General features: G+C 71.7%; 12 protein-coding genes, 1 tRNA gene and 1 pseudogene. 3 read left to right on the top strand and 11 right to left on the bottom strand.

Features of this window, described 5'->3' with window-relative positions:
* Positions 1–637 precede the first annotated feature (637 nt).
* From ASG94_RS22635 to ASG94_RS05605, 11 genes and pseudogenes are all read right to left on the bottom strand, one after another.
* Positions 638–2771, bottom strand: a pseudogene (locus ASG94_RS22635) (malectin domain-containing carbohydrate-binding protein); the annotation flags it as partial.
* 85 nt (positions 2772–2856) lie between these two features.
* A complete protein-coding gene (pth, locus tag ASG94_RS05560) occupies positions 2857–3447 on the bottom strand; it encodes an aminoacyl-tRNA hydrolase (protein WP_056925352.1) in 591 nt (196 codons plus the stop codon).
* A gap of 173 nt (positions 3448–3620) precedes the next feature.
* Complete coding sequence (locus ASG94_RS05565) at positions 3621–4322, bottom strand: 50S ribosomal protein L25/general stress protein Ctc (RefSeq protein ID WP_056925353.1); 702 nt, start codon at positions 4320–4322, stop codon at positions 3621–3623.
* A gap of 199 nt (positions 4323–4521) precedes the next feature.
* Positions 4522–5307 carry an ABC transporter permease gene (locus ASG94_RS05570; protein WP_156411432.1) on the bottom strand — a complete coding sequence of 262 codons (786 nt, stop codon included), beginning with the start codon at positions 5305–5307 and terminating at the stop codon, positions 4522–4524.
* Positions 5308–5317: 10 nt separating this feature from the next.
* The gene (locus ASG94_RS05575; RefSeq protein ID WP_056925355.1) at positions 5318–6088 is read right to left on the bottom strand and encodes an ABC transporter permease; all 771 of its coding nucleotides are present in this window, start codon (positions 6086–6088) and stop codon (positions 5318–5320) included.
* Complete coding sequence (locus tag ASG94_RS05580) at positions 6085–7065, bottom strand: ABC transporter ATP-binding protein (RefSeq protein WP_235537137.1); 981 nt, start codon at positions 7063–7065, stop codon at positions 6085–6087. The genes ASG94_RS05575 and ASG94_RS05580 overlap by 4 nt, the downstream gene beginning before the upstream one ends.
* 194 nt (positions 7066–7259) lie before the next feature.
* Positions 7260–8240 (bottom strand): ribose-phosphate diphosphokinase, encoded by a 981-nt coding sequence (locus ASG94_RS05585; RefSeq protein ID WP_056925356.1) that lies wholly within the window; start codon positions 8238–8240, stop codon positions 7260–7262.
* Positions 8241–8277: 37 nt separating this feature from the next.
* Complete coding sequence (gene glmU / locus ASG94_RS05590; protein WP_056925357.1) at positions 8278–9771, bottom strand: bifunctional UDP-N-acetylglucosamine diphosphorylase/glucosamine-1-phosphate N-acetyltransferase GlmU; 1494 nt, start codon at positions 9769–9771, stop codon at positions 8278–8280.
* 71 nt (positions 9772–9842) lie between these two features.
* Positions 9843–11111 (bottom strand): hypothetical protein, encoded by a 1269-nt coding sequence (locus ASG94_RS05595; RefSeq protein ID WP_056925358.1) that lies wholly within the window; start codon positions 11109–11111, stop codon positions 9843–9845.
* A gap of 146 nt (positions 11112–11257) precedes the next feature.
* A complete protein-coding gene (locus ASG94_RS05600; protein WP_156411433.1) occupies positions 11258–12571 on the bottom strand; it encodes a hypothetical protein in 1314 nt (437 codons plus the stop codon).
* A 110-nt stretch (positions 12572–12681) separates the two neighbouring features.
* Positions 12682–12760 (bottom strand) — tRNA-Gln (locus ASG94_RS05605).
* Between the two features lie 120 nt (positions 12761–12880).
* On the opposite strand from ASG94_RS05605, the gene ASG94_RS05610 reads away from it, so the two are divergent.
* Genes ASG94_RS05610 through ASG94_RS05620 form a run of 3 tightly spaced genes read left to right on the top strand, consistent with a single transcriptional unit; the run spans position 12881 to position 15622 of the window.
* Positions 12881–13840, top strand: coding sequence for an ABC transporter ATP-binding protein (locus ASG94_RS05610; RefSeq protein WP_235537138.1), 960 nt, complete (start codon positions 12881–12883; stop codon positions 13838–13840).
* Positions 13833–14711 carry a hypothetical protein gene (locus ASG94_RS05615; protein WP_056925361.1) on the top strand — a complete coding sequence of 293 codons (879 nt, stop codon included), beginning with the start codon at positions 13833–13835 and terminating at the stop codon, positions 14709–14711. The genes ASG94_RS05610 and ASG94_RS05615 overlap by 8 nt, the downstream gene beginning before the upstream one ends.
* Positions 14708–15622: an ABC transporter ATP-binding protein gene (locus ASG94_RS05620; RefSeq protein ID WP_056925362.1), complete on the top strand. Its 915-nt coding sequence runs from the start codon at positions 14708–14710 to the stop codon at positions 15620–15622. Before ASG94_RS05615 ends, ASG94_RS05620 begins: the two co-directional genes overlap by 4 nt.
* Positions 15623–15627: the final 5 nt, after the last annotated feature.

Raw genomic sequence — 15627 nt, forward strand, 5'->3', positions numbered from 1 at the left:
ACTCTTGACGACCACTTCATGACGAGCTCCCTGACCTAGTGGGACGCAGCTGCGTCCGATCCCAGGGGCGTGCGACCGCCCCATCTCCCCGGCCACGCACCCGATCCGGCGCCCGCGGCGCACTCAGTCTGCGTCGACACCACGGGCCACTGCCTGCCCAAGGTGGGGGATATCCGCTCCCGGTATCGGGCTCGCCCTCGTGCAGGCGCGCACGCAGCAGGTGCGCCACCCTCGGGGTGGCGCACCTGCTGTGGCTCGGTGGTGCCGGCCCCTAGGGAGCCTGCAGGAACAGCGAGCCGGTACCCCACGTGAGTGCGTCGACGCCGGGGCCGCTGACCTGCGTGGTGGTGCCGGGGACGGCACCGTCCTGCCACTGCACGGACCTCAACGCACCGTCGGTGCTGCTGTAGTAGAGCTTGCCGTTGGCCAGGAATCCGCCGGCCACCGTGCTCCAGTCGATCCCCGCCCCGGTGTTGGGGGCGGTGAACCGCACCGCTCCCACGGTCAGGCTCTCCGGGGTGAAGTAGCGGTAGTAGAGCTGGTTCTGGCCACGGATCGTGAAGTACATCCGGCCCGTCACCTTGTCGAACCACATGCCCCGGATCCCGGCGAGCTCGGAGGAGAACGCCGTGAGGNNCGATCTGCGTCGAGGTGCTCGCCGCGGTCTCGGTCAGCGGGTTGCGGAACACGTCGTCGGTGCTGTTGTCGGCCGGCGGTGCCACGTCGGTGCGGATGATCTCGATGCCGTTGATGAGCGGGTTCTCCCTCACGTGGGAGAGGTCGATGTCGACGTTGCCGTCACTGGTGACGGTGAACTCCTTCATCGTCCCGCGGGAGGACTCGAGGGTGTCGGCGACGATGTCGTAGTCGTCGAGCACCGTCTGCCCCTCCAGGCTCACGTCGAAGATCCGCTGGCCCACCGAGCCGGTGCCCGAGTAGCCGTTGGCGAAGTAGAGCCGTACCTTCAGCGGGACACCGGCGTCGACCGGGAAGTTCCACTGCAGGTCCGGGCTGCCGTCGGGGTCCCACCGCTCGGAGCTGAAGATCTCCGTGGGGGTCTCCGCCGGCACCGCCGCGGTCCGGGTGAACGCCTGGCTCCAGCCGGCCGCGTTGCTGCCGCTGGTGCGGTACGGCGAGTCGTACGCCTCGTCGCCGGCCCAGTCTGCGTACCCGTCGGAGGCCGCGATGGTCGGGCCGCCCGCGTTGACGCGGTAGACCACCGGGCTCGGACCGCTCGGCACGTTGCGCCGGCCCACGATGTAGGCGTTGCCCGGCAGCGCGCCGGTGTTGTCGGCCGGCAGCACCTTGCCGCCGCTCACGGGCATCAGCCCGATGCGTCCGGCCGGTTGACCGCCCAGGGTGTCACCGTCGTGCGCGACCCACAGGCCCTGCGAGGTCGACTCGAACCGACTCACACCCCAGCGCAACGGCAGCTTGCCCGCGTTGAAGCTCAACGGCAGGCCGTTGCGCGGATCGAACGCCGCCATCCCCGCCCGCTTGACCGTGCCGGGACCGACCGTGTCGGCCGCGTACGGGTTGTTGGCCCAGCGGAAGTGACCGCCGACGTACACCGCAGCCCCGGTGATGCCCACGGCCGTGGTCGAGTCGCCGCCCATGTAGTCGACCCAGGTCGGCTGCTGGTTGGGCCCGCTGGCCACCTCCCAGCGCGAGACCGAGTCGCACAGCGTCCCGGAGGTCGCGCCGCCGTTGAAGGCACCCCCGGTGCCGATCACGAAGTACTTCCCGTCGGGCGAGGTGTCGATCCCCAGCGTGTACGTCGGGAAGTTCGGGTGGCAGGCCATCGAGAAGCGCGTCGTGGACCAGTCGGTCACCGTGGCGGTCGCCCCGCTGGTGTCGATCATCGCCACCTGGTCACGGCTCTGGCCGCCCACCGTGCGGAAGTTGCCGATCGCGATCAACCGCGACCCGTCGGGGGTCATCGCGAACCGCTCCACGCCGACCCCGCTGTAGCCCGAGGGGATCGAGGCGGTGGTGGTCTCGCGGAACACGTCGGCGAACGTGATGTCCACCTGGCCGGTGTCGGCCCCGGTGGTCGGGTTCAGCGCCACCAGGCCCGCGCGCGGCACGCCGCCCACGGTGGTGAAGTAGCCGCCGGCGTAGAGACGGCCGTTGGCCAGGTGCAGGTCCATCACCTTGCCGTCGAAGCCCGGCGAGCGGAAGGTCGTCATCACCTGACCGGTGTTGATGTTGATCCGCGCGATCCGGTTGGTCCGCGCCACACCGCTCACGCTGGTGAACTGACCACCCACGAACACGCTCACGCCGTCACCGGCCGGGATCACGTCCCACACGCGGTTGGTGATGGTCGGCACGAACGTCGTGCTCACCGCACCGCTGGAGTTGAACGCGAAGATGTTGGTGCGCGGCAGCGAGGGTCCGCCGCGGGCATGGACCGACGTGAAGCTCCCTCCGACCACCGTCGTGGAACCCACCGTGGCGGTCCCGTAGACCGCCTCGCCGTCCTCCACGATCGGGGTCCAGTCGGCCGGCGTGGTCGACACCACCCGGTCGTGCTGGACCCCCGCCTGGGCGGGAGCCATGGGTGAGAGCAGGACAGCCACCCCCAGACCTGCAACCACGCGTGCCGACCACTTCATCTCGAGCTCCCTGACCTTGAGGATGCCTCGGCATCCGGTGGAGTGAGGTGCTCCGCACCTCGCGCCAAGACCCACACCAGGATCGGTGTCGCCCGCAGCGCACTCAGTCTGCGTCGGCACCCCGGTCCACTGCCTGCCCAAGGTTGATGACATCCGGCCACGGAATTCCGGGGCGGGTGGGAGGGCCCTGGCCCGTCGAGGGGCACCGCGTCGGCACGATGAGGACGCGGCGGAGCGCTCAGGAGTTGAAGCGCTGCTGCGTCTTCTCGAGGCCGTCGGTCACCAGGGACTCGACGGCGTCGGCGGCGTCCATCACCTGGAAGGGCAGGTCCTTGCGCTCGGCGGCCGAGTAGTTGGAGAGCACGAAGTCGGCGACGTCCTGCCGTCCGGGCGGTCGCCCGATCCCGCAGCGCACCCGGTAGAAGTCGCCGGTGCCGAGGCTCGAGCGCATCGAGCGCAACCCGTTGTGCCCGTTGTCCCCGCCGCCGAGCTTGGTGCGCAGCGTGCCGAAGGCGATGTCCAGCTCGTCGTGGATCGCGACGACCCGCTCGGCGGGAACCTTGTAGAACGTCGCCAGCGCCTTGACGGGTCCGCCGGTCTCGTTCATGTAGCAGCGCGGCCGCGCGAGCACGACGCGGGGACCCGGGGTGCCGGGCGGGGCCAGTCGGCCCTCGACCACGTCGGCCCGCCCGCTCTTGTGGGCGCGGAACGACGAGCCCATCCGGTCGGCGAGCTCGTCGGTGACGAGGTAGCCCACGTTGTGGCGGTGACCGGCGTACGTCGGTCCCGGGTTCCCGAGGCCGACCACCAGCCAGACGTCGTCGCTCATGTGCGCATCCTCCCAGCCGGGCTCCGGTCGCCGTACGCGGGATCCGCCCGGCCTCCGCCGTCCCGAGCGCCAACCCGGCAGCCAGCCCGAGCGCCAGCGCCCCGCTAGCGCCCCAGAAATGGCGAACGCCGCACCGGGGAGCCCGGTGCGGCGCAGCCTGTGGAGCAACGAGGTCACTCGGCGGAGTCGCCCGCCGGGGCGTCGCCGGACTCGCGGGCGTCGTCCTCGGCCGCGGCCTCGGTCTGGGCCTCGGCGATCTCCTCGTCGGACGCGTCGTGCTCGATGCCGACCTCGGCCTCGGCCTCGGCGAGCTCGGCCTCGAGGGCCTCGGCGGAGATCTGCTGGGTCACGTTGACGATGAGCAGCTCCTCGTCGGCGAGCAGCGTGGTGCCCGAGGGGAGGGTGATGTCGCTCGCGTGGATCTGGGTGCCGATCGGGGCGCCCTCGACGGAGACCTCGAAGAACTCGGGGATGTGAGTGGCCTCGGCCTCGACGGAGATCACCGCGTTCTCGGTGACGACCAGGGTGTCAGGAGCGGCGTCGCCGACCACGTGGATCGGGACGTCGACGGTGACCTTCTCGCCACGGCGGACGGCGACGAAGTCGATGTGCTCGATGACGCGGCGGATCGGGTCGACCTGGACCTCCTTGGCCAGGGCGAGCTGCTCGCTGCCCTCGACCTCGAGCTCGAGCAGCGCGTTGGAGCCGCCGTGCTTGAGCGCCATCATCGTCTGGTGGCCCGGCAGGGTCACGTGGACGGGGTCGTTGCCGTGGCCGTAGATGACGGCGGGGATCTTGTCGTCGCGGCGGATGCGGCGGGCCGCACCCTTGCCGAACTCGGTGCGGGTCTCGGCGGTGATCTTCTCGGCAGCCATGCTTCTCTCCTCAGTACGTGGAATGGGGGGCCCCGGAGAAGCACGAACGCCGCGCAACCGACAGTCGGCGCGCGGCGATGATCACCACGCTGCCCTGTCGATCACGGAGTCGAGCTCCCTCGCCGAGGCAACTTCCCAAGCTTACGGCCGACGTGGTCCGCAGGTCGAATCGCCATCACCGGTGCCGGTCGGCGCCCCCTCAGATGCGGTCGAGCGTCGCGCCCGTCCTGCTCAGCCGCTCGAAGAGCCGGATCGCCCCGAGCCCCACGGCGAGGTAGACCAGCCCGATCACCAGCTCGGTGCCGACCAGCCCCCGGACCGCTCCCCACGTCGCGCCGTCGGCCAGCATGCGGGTCGCCTCGATGGCGTGGGTCAGCGGCAGGCACCGCCCGACGGCGGCCATCCAGTCGGGCAGGTCGTCCAGGGCGACGTTGGTGCCCGTGAAGATCAGCAGCACCAGGAAGAGGACGTTGCCCATCGTCGCGCCGTCGCGGTAGACGAGGTTGATCGCGCCCATCACGAGGCCGAGGCCGGTGGAGGCCAGCGAGCCGACGGCGACGACCAGCGCCATCAGCGGCCACGCGCTGGCGGGGATGTCCACGTCGAGGAGCAGCGACCCGACCACGACGCCGAACATCGCGACGAACCACCCGTTGGCGATGACGGGCATGGAGCGGCCCAGGAAGAGCGGGATCCGCCGGGCGGGCGTGGCCAGCACCAGCCCCAGCGTCTGTCCGAACCGCTCGCCGCCGATGGTGAAGGTCATCGCGAACATGCACGGGATGGCGGCGTAGTTGAGCGCGTTGCCGATGACGTAGAACTCGTCGGTGCCGACGCCGGCGCTGCGCCCGATGTAGGCGAACAGCAGGATCTGGCAGACCGGCGAGACGAGCAGCGAGGGGACGAAGATCCACGGGTTCATCCAGCCGAAGAGCGCGCGGTAGCTCATCAGCCCGCCGATGAAGAAGATCCGGGCGCTGGTCACGATCGCCACCTCACGTCAGGGCCAGGGTCGCGTCGCGGCGGGCCGCGGTGATGAGGCGTACGCCGAGCCAAGCGGCCAGCGCCGCGTAGACGAGGCCGACCGCGCCACAGATGGCCAGGTCGGACCACGGGCTCTCCCCCGCAGCGGCGGCCCGCATCCCCTCGACCGCCCAGGTCGGGGCGAGGGCCCACGAGAGGGGTCGCAGGACCGCGGGCAGCAGGTCGAGGGGGACGACGAAGCCGCACAGCAGCCAACCGGGGTACTCCAGCGCGGCCCCGAGCGCCCACGATGTCCGGTACCGGACCGCGGTGACCGAGAGCAGGAAGCCGAAGAGCGCGATGGTGACCGTGGCCATCAGGATGCTCAGCACGAACAGCGGCCAGTTGGCGACGTGCAGCGCGATGTCGAAGAGCCACCGGTCCCACAGGATCGTGGCGACGACGCTGTAGAGGCCGATGGTGGCCATCGCGAAGGTGATCGGCAGCAGCACCAGGGAGAACGGCGTCGGCGCGGCGACGACCAGCTCCAGGGTCCCGGCCCGGCGCTCGCGCTGCACCAGCGTCGTCGCGCTCACCGTCTGGGACGTCCAGATGCCCATGGCGGCGGCGCCGATGCCGGCGTACAGCATCGCGGCCGGGTCGCCGTTGACCTGGTAGACCAGCAGCGCCGCGGTGGCGAACATCAGCGGGAAGACGACGGCCAGGAAGCCCTCGAACGGCGAGAACAGCAGGATCTTGAGCTGCAGCCAGAAGCAGACGACCTGTTGCCGGAGCCGATTCACCTCGTCACCAGCTCGACGTAGGCGTCCTCGAGGGTCGGGTCGCGGTGACTGACCCGACCGACCCGGGTGTCCCCCAGCTGGCCGAGCACCGCCTGGGTGACCTCGGCGCCGGGCTCGCAGGAGACGACCAGCACCTGGACCTGACCCCGGTCCTCGACCACCACGGAGCGCACGCCCCCCAGTGTCCGGGACGTCTCGACGACGCCGTCGGCGACGCCGTACGTCTCGACCTCGAGGACGCGTCCGGCGCTCACCAGGCCCTTGAGCTCGCCCGGCGTGCCCTCGGCCACGATCTCGCCGGAGCGGATGACCGCGATCCGGTCGCACAGCTCGTCGGCCTCGAACATGTAGTGGGTGGTGAGCAGCACCGTCTTGCCCTGCTCGCGCAGCCCGGCGATGGTCGCGCGGAGCTCGCGGGCGCCGACCGGGTCGATGCCGATGGAGGGCTCGTCGAGGAAGAACACGTCCGGGTCGTGCAGCAGGCCGCGCGCGATGTGCAGGCGCTGGCGCATGCCGCGGGAGTAGCCCTCGACCCGCTCGCCCTCGCGCCCGGTCAGGCCGACGAGCTCGAGCAGCGAGCCGATCCGGGCCTTCTGCTCGCGGGGCGGGACGCCGTACAGCTCGGAGAAGTAGCGCAGGTTGTCCAGCCCGGACAGGCGCTCGTAGAGGCCGCGGTCGCCGCCGAAGACGTAGCCGATGCGACGGCGTACCTCCCGGACGTCGGCGACGACGTCGTGGCCGAGCACCGACGCGCTGCCCGAGGTGGGGATGAGCAGCGTGATGAGCATCTTGATCGTGGTGGTCTTGCCGGCACCGTTGGGCCCGAGCAGGCCGAACAGCTCGCCCGGCGCGATCTCGAAGCTGACGCCCTTGACCGCCTCGACGGTCTTGCGCGTGGGGCGCAGGACGCCTTGCTTGGTGCGGAACGTGCGGCGCAGGTCGCGCGCCTCGACGGCGGGTCTCTCGGTCAGGGGCACCCGCGGGAGGCTACGCGCGTCAAGCCACCCTGACGCGGATTTCGGCGCCGTCGTCGATAAGCGCCGTCGATCAGCGTCGTCATGGGCGTGCCTGATACGCGGATTTCGACACGCCCGTCGTGACTTCGCAGGCTCAGTCGCGGGGCTGCTCAATCTCCCGCACGTAGGACCCCTGCTCGTTCCTCGCAGGGCTCCTACGCGTGACCGTCGAACATGGAGGTGACCGAGCCGTCCTCGAAGACCTCCTTGATCGCCCGCGAGATGAGCGGCGCGATCGAGAGCGTGGTCAGCTTGTCGAACTGCTTGTCGGCGGCGACCGGGAGCGTGTTGGTGACCACGATCTCGGCGGCCGAGCAGTTCTTGAGGCGGTCCACGGCGGGGTCGGAGAGGATCGCGTGGGTGGCGGCGATGATGACGCCCGCGGCCCCCTCCTCGATGCACGCCTCGGCGGCCTTCACGATCGTGCCGGCGGTGTCGATCATGTCGTCGGTCAGGACGCAGATCTTGCCCTTGACGTCACCGACGACCCGGTTGGCGACGACCTCGTTGGCCACGTCGGTGCGCCGGGTCTTGTGGATGAAGGCCAGGGGCACGCCGCCGAGCCGGGCCGACCAGCGCTCGGCGACCTTGATCCGGCCGGCGTCGGGCGAGACGACGGCGAGCGGCTGGTCGCCGTACTTGTCGCGGACGTAGTCGGTGAGGATCGGCAGCGCCATCAGGTGGTCGACGGGGCCGTCGAAGAAGCCCTGGATCTGGTCGGCGTGGAGGTCGACGGTGATGAGGCGGTCGGCGCCGGCGGTCTTGAAGAGGTCGGCGACCAGCCGCGCGGAGATGGGCTCGCGGCCGCGGTGCTTCTTGTCCTGGCGGCCGTAGCCGTAGAACGGCATCACCACGGTGATCCGCTTGGCCGAGGCCCGCTTGAGGGCGTCGACCATGATCAGGTGCTCCATGATCCACTCGTTGATCGGAGCCGTGTGGCTCTGGATCACGAAGGCGTCGCACCCGCGGACGGACTCCTCGTAGCGGACGTAGAGCTCGCCGTTGGCGAACGCGTACGCCGACTGCGGCACCAGCGCCGTGTCGAGCGTGTCCGCCACCTCGGCGGCCAGCGTCGGGTGGGCCCGACCGCTGAAGACCATCAGGTTCTTCTCGGTCGTCTTCTTCAGTCCGGTCACCGGCTGCGACTCCTCGATCGGGGGTGGGGCGTCGACCTCAGGATTGTGACTCACCGAGGCCGTCCGGCCCAACCCCGGGGTCCACCTGCCGTTCACCTGTGACGGATCCCTCGTTCGCCTGCGCCGCGGCCTGCGCCTGCGCGGTCCCGGGACGCCGGGACTGGGCCCACCCCTCGAGGTTGCGCTGCGGGCCGCTGCTGACCGCGAGGGCGCCCGGCGGGACGTCGCGGCGTACGACGGTGCCGCCCGCCGTGCCCGCCCCGTCGCCGATGGTGACCGGGGCGATGAAGGTGTTGTTGGAGCCCGTCCGGGCCTGCCTGCCGACGACGGTGCGGTGCTTGGCGACGCCGTCGTAGTTGGCGAAGATCGTGCCGGCGCCGATGTTGGTGCCCTCGCCGATCTCGGCGTCGCCGACGTAGGACAGGTGCGGCACCTTGGCGCCGTCGCCGATCCGGGCGTTCTTGGTCTCGACGAACGTCCCGACCTTGCCCTCGGTGCCGAGCTGCGTGCCGGGTCGCAGGTAGGCGAAGGGGCCCACGGTGGCCCGGTCGCCGACGACCGCTAGCTCGCCGTGCGTGCGTACGACGCGTGCGCCCGCGCCGACCTCGCAGTCCTTCAGCGTCGTGTCCGGTCCGACGACCGCGTCCTCGGCGACGACCGTGGCACCGAGCAGCTGGGTGCCGGGCAGCAGCGTGACGTCCTGGGCGAGCCGGACGTCGGCGTCGATCCACGTGGTCGCCGGGTCCATGACGGTGACGCCGTCACGCATCCACTGCGTCACGATGCGCCGGTTGAGCTCGCGGCCGAGCTCGGCGAGCTGGGCGCGGTCGTTGGCCCCCTCGGTCTGCCGGACGTCCTCGATCCGGTGCGCGCCGACGGTCAGGCCGGCGTCGCGGGCGAGCTGGACGGTGTCGGTGAGGTAGTACTCGCCCTTGTGGTTGTCGTTGGTGATCCGGCCGAGCGCGTCCGCGAGGAACTCCGCGTCGAAGGCCAGGATCCCGGAGCTGATCTCGGCGATCTCGCGCTGCTCGGCGGTCGCGTCCTTCTCCTCCACGATGGCCTCGACGTCGCCCTCGTCGTTGCGCACGATCCGGCCGTAGCCGAATGGGTCGGGCACCACGCCGGACAGGATGCTCACCGCTCTCTGGGCGGCCTCGTGCTCGTGGGCGAAGGCCTGCAGGCTCTCGCCGCGCAGCAGCGGGGTGTCCCCCGCCGCGACGATGACCGTGCCCGCGGTGGCGCCGCTCTCCCCCAGCGCCTCCATCGCGATGCGCACGGCGTGGCCCGTGCCGTCCTGGGTCTCCTGGACAGCGAGGACCGCGTCGGGCACCAGCTCGTGGATGTGCGGCCCGACCTGCTCTCGCTGGTGGCCGACCACGGCCACGATGCGCTCCGGCTCGACGGCCTGCACGGCCCGGAGCACGTGCCCGATCATGCTGCGTCCGCCGATGGGGTGCAGCACCTTCATCGTCTTGGACTTCATGCGGGTGCCCCCGCCGGCGGCGAGGACGATCACGGTGAGGTTGTCCATGGGTCGCAGTCTGCCAGCGACGCCCGGCCGGTGCCCCGGCGCGGGTTCTGCCCCGGACCCGTACGGGTGGGTCAGCGGGACCGCGAGTCCCGGCGCGACCGCGTCTCGATCATGACCGGGGTGAGGCCGACCCTGACCCTGTCGCCGCGGCGTACGCGCGACGTGGCTCCCGAGGGCTTGGTCTTCGTCCGGGACCCGGCGGGGGCGACGACCACGCGGGTCTGGCCCGAGCGGGTCCAGGAGACGTAGCGCGTGGTCTGCTTGTCCAGGCGGAACCCGCAGGTGCGCACGCCCTTGGCGACCTTGCACCCCGTCGGCCGGGTGCCCACGAGCCAGTCCTCGACCGACCGGTAGGCCTTGCCGGCCCGGGTCAGGCCGCCCTTGCCGTTGTTGAGGGTCGTGTTGACGGTGATGTGGGGCAGCCAGCGCCACCAGTAGACCCGGTCGGCGCCCGCGCTCGCGTGCAGCGCGTAGGTGCGCACCACGTAGGCGACCTGACGCCTCATCGGGATCGGCGCGATGGTGGGCTGGAGGCCGCTGGCGCCGTAGTTGATCTCCGAGGCCCACAAGGGGCCCTGGAACCCCTTCTTGTCCAGCACGCGCTGGGCCCACTGGGTGAGGACGAGGGCGTCCTCCGGGTCCTCCGGCTCCATGGGGTAGGCGCTGATGGCGGCGGCGTCGACGAAGCGCCCGACCGAGAACCTCCCGATCTTCTGCGACCAGTAGGCGCGGTAGACCTCCCGCAGGGTGCCGGAGCCACGGATGACGAACGACGGCGCCAGCACCTGGGCCGAGGGGGCGAGGTCGCGTGTCGCCCGGCCCAGGACCCTGCTCATGGCCGCCAGGTTGGCGGGGGTCCCGTCGAAGAAGATCGGGACGTTGCCCTCGTTCCACACCTGGTAGTCGGCACGGTCCCCGTAGCGGGCGACCAGCGCACGGACGAAGCTGCGGTAGGCCTTGAGCCGCGGTGCCGAGCCGTAGTGGGGAGCCTTGCCGGTGGCGTGGAAGCCCGGGGTCCCCTCCAGGACCAGGAGCGGCTGCGCGTCGTGCGACTCGGCCGTGGCGACCTTCGCGTCGAGGTCGTTCCAGGTGTAGGCGCCGATCGACTGCTCGACCGATCGCCACGACAGCGCGACCCGGACGGCACCCACGTCGAGGGCGGGCCACGAGGTCTCGCCCTGCGAGGTGATGGCGACGTCCATGCCGAAGAACTCACGTGGGATCCGGTCCGCGGCCTGCGACGGTGCCACGCACAGCGCGGAGGCCAGCGCGGCGCTCAGCGCCGTGGAGACGAGCAGCAGCAGGGCACGACGGAGACTGCGGTGTCCGGGCTGGGCCACGGGGATCCTCTCGAGACGGAAGCGGCGACCACGGCCCGGAACGCGACGTCCGCCGCGAGGGGTGGTCCGGCCACAACCCTAGGCGAGCACGCCTGACGTGGTGCGAGAACGTCGGCGACGCGTCCCGCGTCCGGCCGCTCGACGGGTCAGCGGGACACGGGACCCCGGCGCGCGCGGGTCTCGACCATGACCGGGGTCAGGCCGACGCGGACCTTGTCGCCGCGGCGTACGCGGCTCGTGGTGCCGGCCGGGTCGGTCATGGTTCGGGACCCGGTGGGGGCCCGCACGACCCGGGTGCGGCCGGAGCGCGTCCAGTAGACGTGGCGCCGGGTCCGCCGGTCGACGCGGAACCCGCAGGCGCTGACGCCCTTCGACACCGTGCACCCCGTCGGCCGGGTCCCGAGCAGCCAGTCCTCGACGGTGCCGTAGGCGGTACCGGCGGGGGTCGGGGCCCCGGTCCCGTCGCTGAGGGACGTGTTGAGGGTGATGTGCGGCTCCCAGCGGAACCAGTAGACGCGGTCGGCCCCCGACGTCGCATGGAGCACGAAGGTGCGCACGACGAAGGCGACCTGGCGCTCCATCGTGATGGGGGCGGTGGTCGGCGCTCCCCCACTGGCGCCGTAGTTGACCTCGGATGCCCACAGGGGCCCCTCGAAGTCCAGCTTGTCCAGGACGTGCCGGGCCCACTGCGTGAGGGCGAGGGCGTCCTCCGGGTCCTCGGTCTCCATGGGGTAGGCGCTGATGCTGGCGGCGTCGACGAAGCGGCCGACCGGGTACCTCCCGACCTCCTGCGACCAGTACTCGCGGTACCACGCCCGCAGCCAGGCGGACCCGCGCACGACGAACGACGGGGCGACCACGGTGGCCGTGGGGGCCAGGTCGTGGGCGGCCCGGCCCACGATCCTGGTCATGGCGGCCAGGTACGCCGGCGACCCGGTGAAGAAGAGCGGGATGTTGCCCTCGTTCCACACCTGGTAGTCGGCACGGTCGCCGTAGCGCGTGATCGCGGCACGGACGAAGGCCTGGTACGCCGCCAGCCGCGGCGGCGAGGCGGGGGCGGGGGCGAACCCGGCCGCGGCGTGGAAGCTCGGCGTCCCCCCGAGGATGACCATCGGCTGCGCGCCGTGCGCCCGGACCGTGGCCACCTTGGCGTCGAGGGCGGCCCAGTCGTAGACACCGGGCGTGCGCTCGACGGACCGCCACGAGTGCGTGACCCGGACGGCCCCCACGTCGAAGGGGGGCCACGCGGTCGCGGCCGCCGGATCGATCGTGACGTGGATGCCGAAGAGGTCCGGGCGGACGCGGTCCGCCGGCGCCGCGGGTCCGGCGGGCGTCGTGCTCGTCCCGGCCGGGCCGCGGCCGGTGGCCTGCGACGGCGCGACGTACAGCACCGATACGAGCGAGGTGACGACGAGCAGCAGCAGCGCACGCGACGGGGACGGGAGTCTGTGCACAGCCACGGCGATCCTCTCGGGACACGAGTGACCACCACCGGGACGCGGCGTGCGCACCGAGGGGTGGACCACCGCCACCCTAGGCGAGCGAGGCCGACCCGGGGCCGGAAAGCCAGCTCCCCGGGTAGGAGTCGAACCTACGTCGCTAGTCCTGATTCAAAGTCAGGCGGGCCCTGCCGGCAGACCAACCGGGGAATGAGGGCCCAAGCCTAGGGCCCGGCCACGGCGACCCTCACCGGACCTCCACCGGACCTCCACAGCGATCAGGGACATTCCCGATGGGCGATGTCCGCACGCACCGCTAGCGTGGGTCCGGTGACGGGGGACAGCGAGCAGGTCATCGAGACCAGGGGGCTCACCAAGCACTACGGGCAGGTGCACGCCCTCACCGACCTGGACATCGAGGTGGGCGGGGGCGTGACCGGCTTGGTCGGGGCCAACGGGGCCGGCAAGTCGACCCTGATCAAGATCCTGCTGGGCCTGCTCGAGCCGACGTCCGGCAGCGCCCGGGTGCTGGGCCACGACATCGCCACCGAGGGCGAGGAGATCCGCCGGTTCGTGGGCTACATGCCCGAGCACGACTGCCTGCCGCCCGACGTGAGCGCCAGCGAGTTCGTCGTCCACATGGCGCGGATGTCCGGGCTGGGGGCGTCCGCCGCGCGGGAGCGGTCGGCCGACGTGCTGCGCCACGTGGGCCTGGAGGAGGAGCGCTACCGGCCCATGGGGGGCTACTCCACCGGCATGAAGCAGCGCGCCAAGCTCGCCCAGGGCCTCGTCCACGACCCTCGCCTCGTGTTCCTCGATGAGCCGACCAACGGCCTCGACCCGGCCGCGCGCGCCGACATGCTCCGCCTCGTGCGCCGCATCGGCAGCGACTTCGGCATCGCCGTCCTGGTCACCTCGCACCTGCTCGGAGAGCTCGAGCAGGTCAGCGACCACGTCGTGGTGCTGGACGCCGGCCACCTCCTGCGCTCCAGCGCCACCGGCGACTTCCTCGAGCGCACCGGCAGCCTCCTGGTCGAGGTCGTCGGCGGCACCACCGAGCGCGACCGCTTCGGCGAGGCGCTGGCGGCGGCCGGGCTCACCTGCCGCCCCCGCGGGACCGCGATCGCCGTGGAGCCGGCACCGGACGGGCTCTCGGTGCACGACCTCGTCCGTGACACCGCCGCCGACCTGGGCCTGGGCCTGATGCGCCTGCAGCCCGACCGGCGCCACCTCGAGGACGTGTTCCTCGACGACGCCCCGGCGGCGGCAGCAGGAGGTTCCCGTGGCTGAGCAGCGCGCCGGGGTCATCCACGACCTGGGCTACCGCCACTACGACGGCCCGCGCGAGGGCGTCGCGACCATCGCCCGCACGCTCTACGTCACCGGCCTGCGGCACGCCTTCGGCCTCGGCCGGTCGGGCAAGTCCAAGATCCTGCCCTTCCTGCTGCTCGCGCTCTGCACCCTGCCCGCCGCGATCGTGGTCGGCGTGGTGACCATCGTGGGCCTCTCGGAGCTGCCGCTCACCTACGCCGGCTACACCAACCAGGTCCAGCTGCTGATCAGCCTCTTCGCCGCCGCGCAGGCGCCGGTGCTGTTCTCCCGCGACCTGCGCCACCGCTCCATCGTGCTGTACCTCGCGCGCCCCCTCCCGGCGTACGTCATCGCCCTCACCCGTTGGGCCTCGCTCGCCACCGCGCTCCTCGTCTTCTCGGTGCTGCCTCTGCTCGTCCTGTACACCGGGGGGTTGCTGGCCGGGCTCGACGTCGGCGAGCAGACCACCGACCTCCTCAAGGCGCTGGCGCTGCTCCTGCTGGTCGCGAGCATGCTGGCCGGCATCACCGGGTTCATCTCCTCGGTGTCGCTGCGCCGCGGCTTCGCGGTGGTCGGCTCGATCGTGGCGCTCGTCGTCGTGCCGGGCGTCGTCACCGCCGTCCAGGCCATCACCTCCGAGGAGGACGCCGACCAGGTCGGCGTCGTCGCCGGCCTCGCCTCCCCCTGGTCGCTGACCAACGGCCTCGCCTCCGCCTGGGAGGCCGGCGTCACGGTCTTCACCCCGCCCGCGGGCGGCTGGGTCGTGGTCTACCTCGCCGTCGCCGTCCTGGTCGCGGCCGCCGGTCTCGCCGCGATCGTGGCGCGCTTCCTCAAGGTGGGTTCGCAGTGAGCACGCTGGTCCTCGACTCGGTCTCCCGCTGGTTCGGCAACGTGGTCGCGGTCAACGACGTCTCGCTGACCATCGCGCCCGGCGTGACCGGCCTGCTCGGCCCCAACGGCGCCGGCAAGACCACCCTGATGGCGATGATGACCGGCTTCCTGGCCCCGTCCGCCGGCACCGTCACCCTCGACGGCGAGCCCGTCTGGCGCCACACCGAGGCCTACCGGCGCATCGGCCTCGTACCCGAGCGCGAGCTCAGCTTCGGCTACCTCACCGGCCGCCAGTTCGTCCGGGCCAACGCCGACCTGCACCGGCTGCCCGACGCGGCCGCCGCCACCGAGCGCATCCTGGGGGTCGTCGACATGGTCGAGCCCGCCGCGCGACGGCTCGACACCTACTCCAAGGGCATGCGCCAGCGGATCAAGATCGCCGCCGCGCTGGTCCACGACCCGGCGGTGCTGCTGCTCGACGAGCCCTTCAACGGCGTCGACCCGCGCCAGCGGATGCACCTCATGGACCTGCTGCACCGCCTCGGCGACGAGGGGCGCACCGTCTTGTTCAGCTCCCACATCCTCGAGGAGGTCGAGCGCCTCGCCCGGCACATCGAGGTCGTCGTCTCCGGGCGGCACGCCGCGTCCGGCGACTTCGGCGCGATCCGGCGCCTGATGACCGACCGGCCCGTGCAGTACGCCGTCACCTCCAGCGACGACCGGGCCCTCGCCGCCCTCCTCATCGCACAGGCCTCGGTGCGCGCCGTACGCCTGCGTCCCGACGGCGGCCTCGACGTCGAGGTCGACGACCTCGGCAGCTTCGCCGTCGGCCTGCCGCAGTGGGCCCGCACGGCCGGGCTCAGCCTCTACGACCTCTCCCCCAGCGACGAGTCGCTGGAGAGCGTCTTCGCCTACCTGGTGGCCCGATGATCAAC

Origin of the sequence: Nocardioides sp. Soil805 (genome assembly GCF_001429625.1) — a bacterium.
Lineage (GTDB): Bacteria > Actinomycetota > Actinomycetes > Propionibacteriales > Nocardioidaceae > Nocardioides.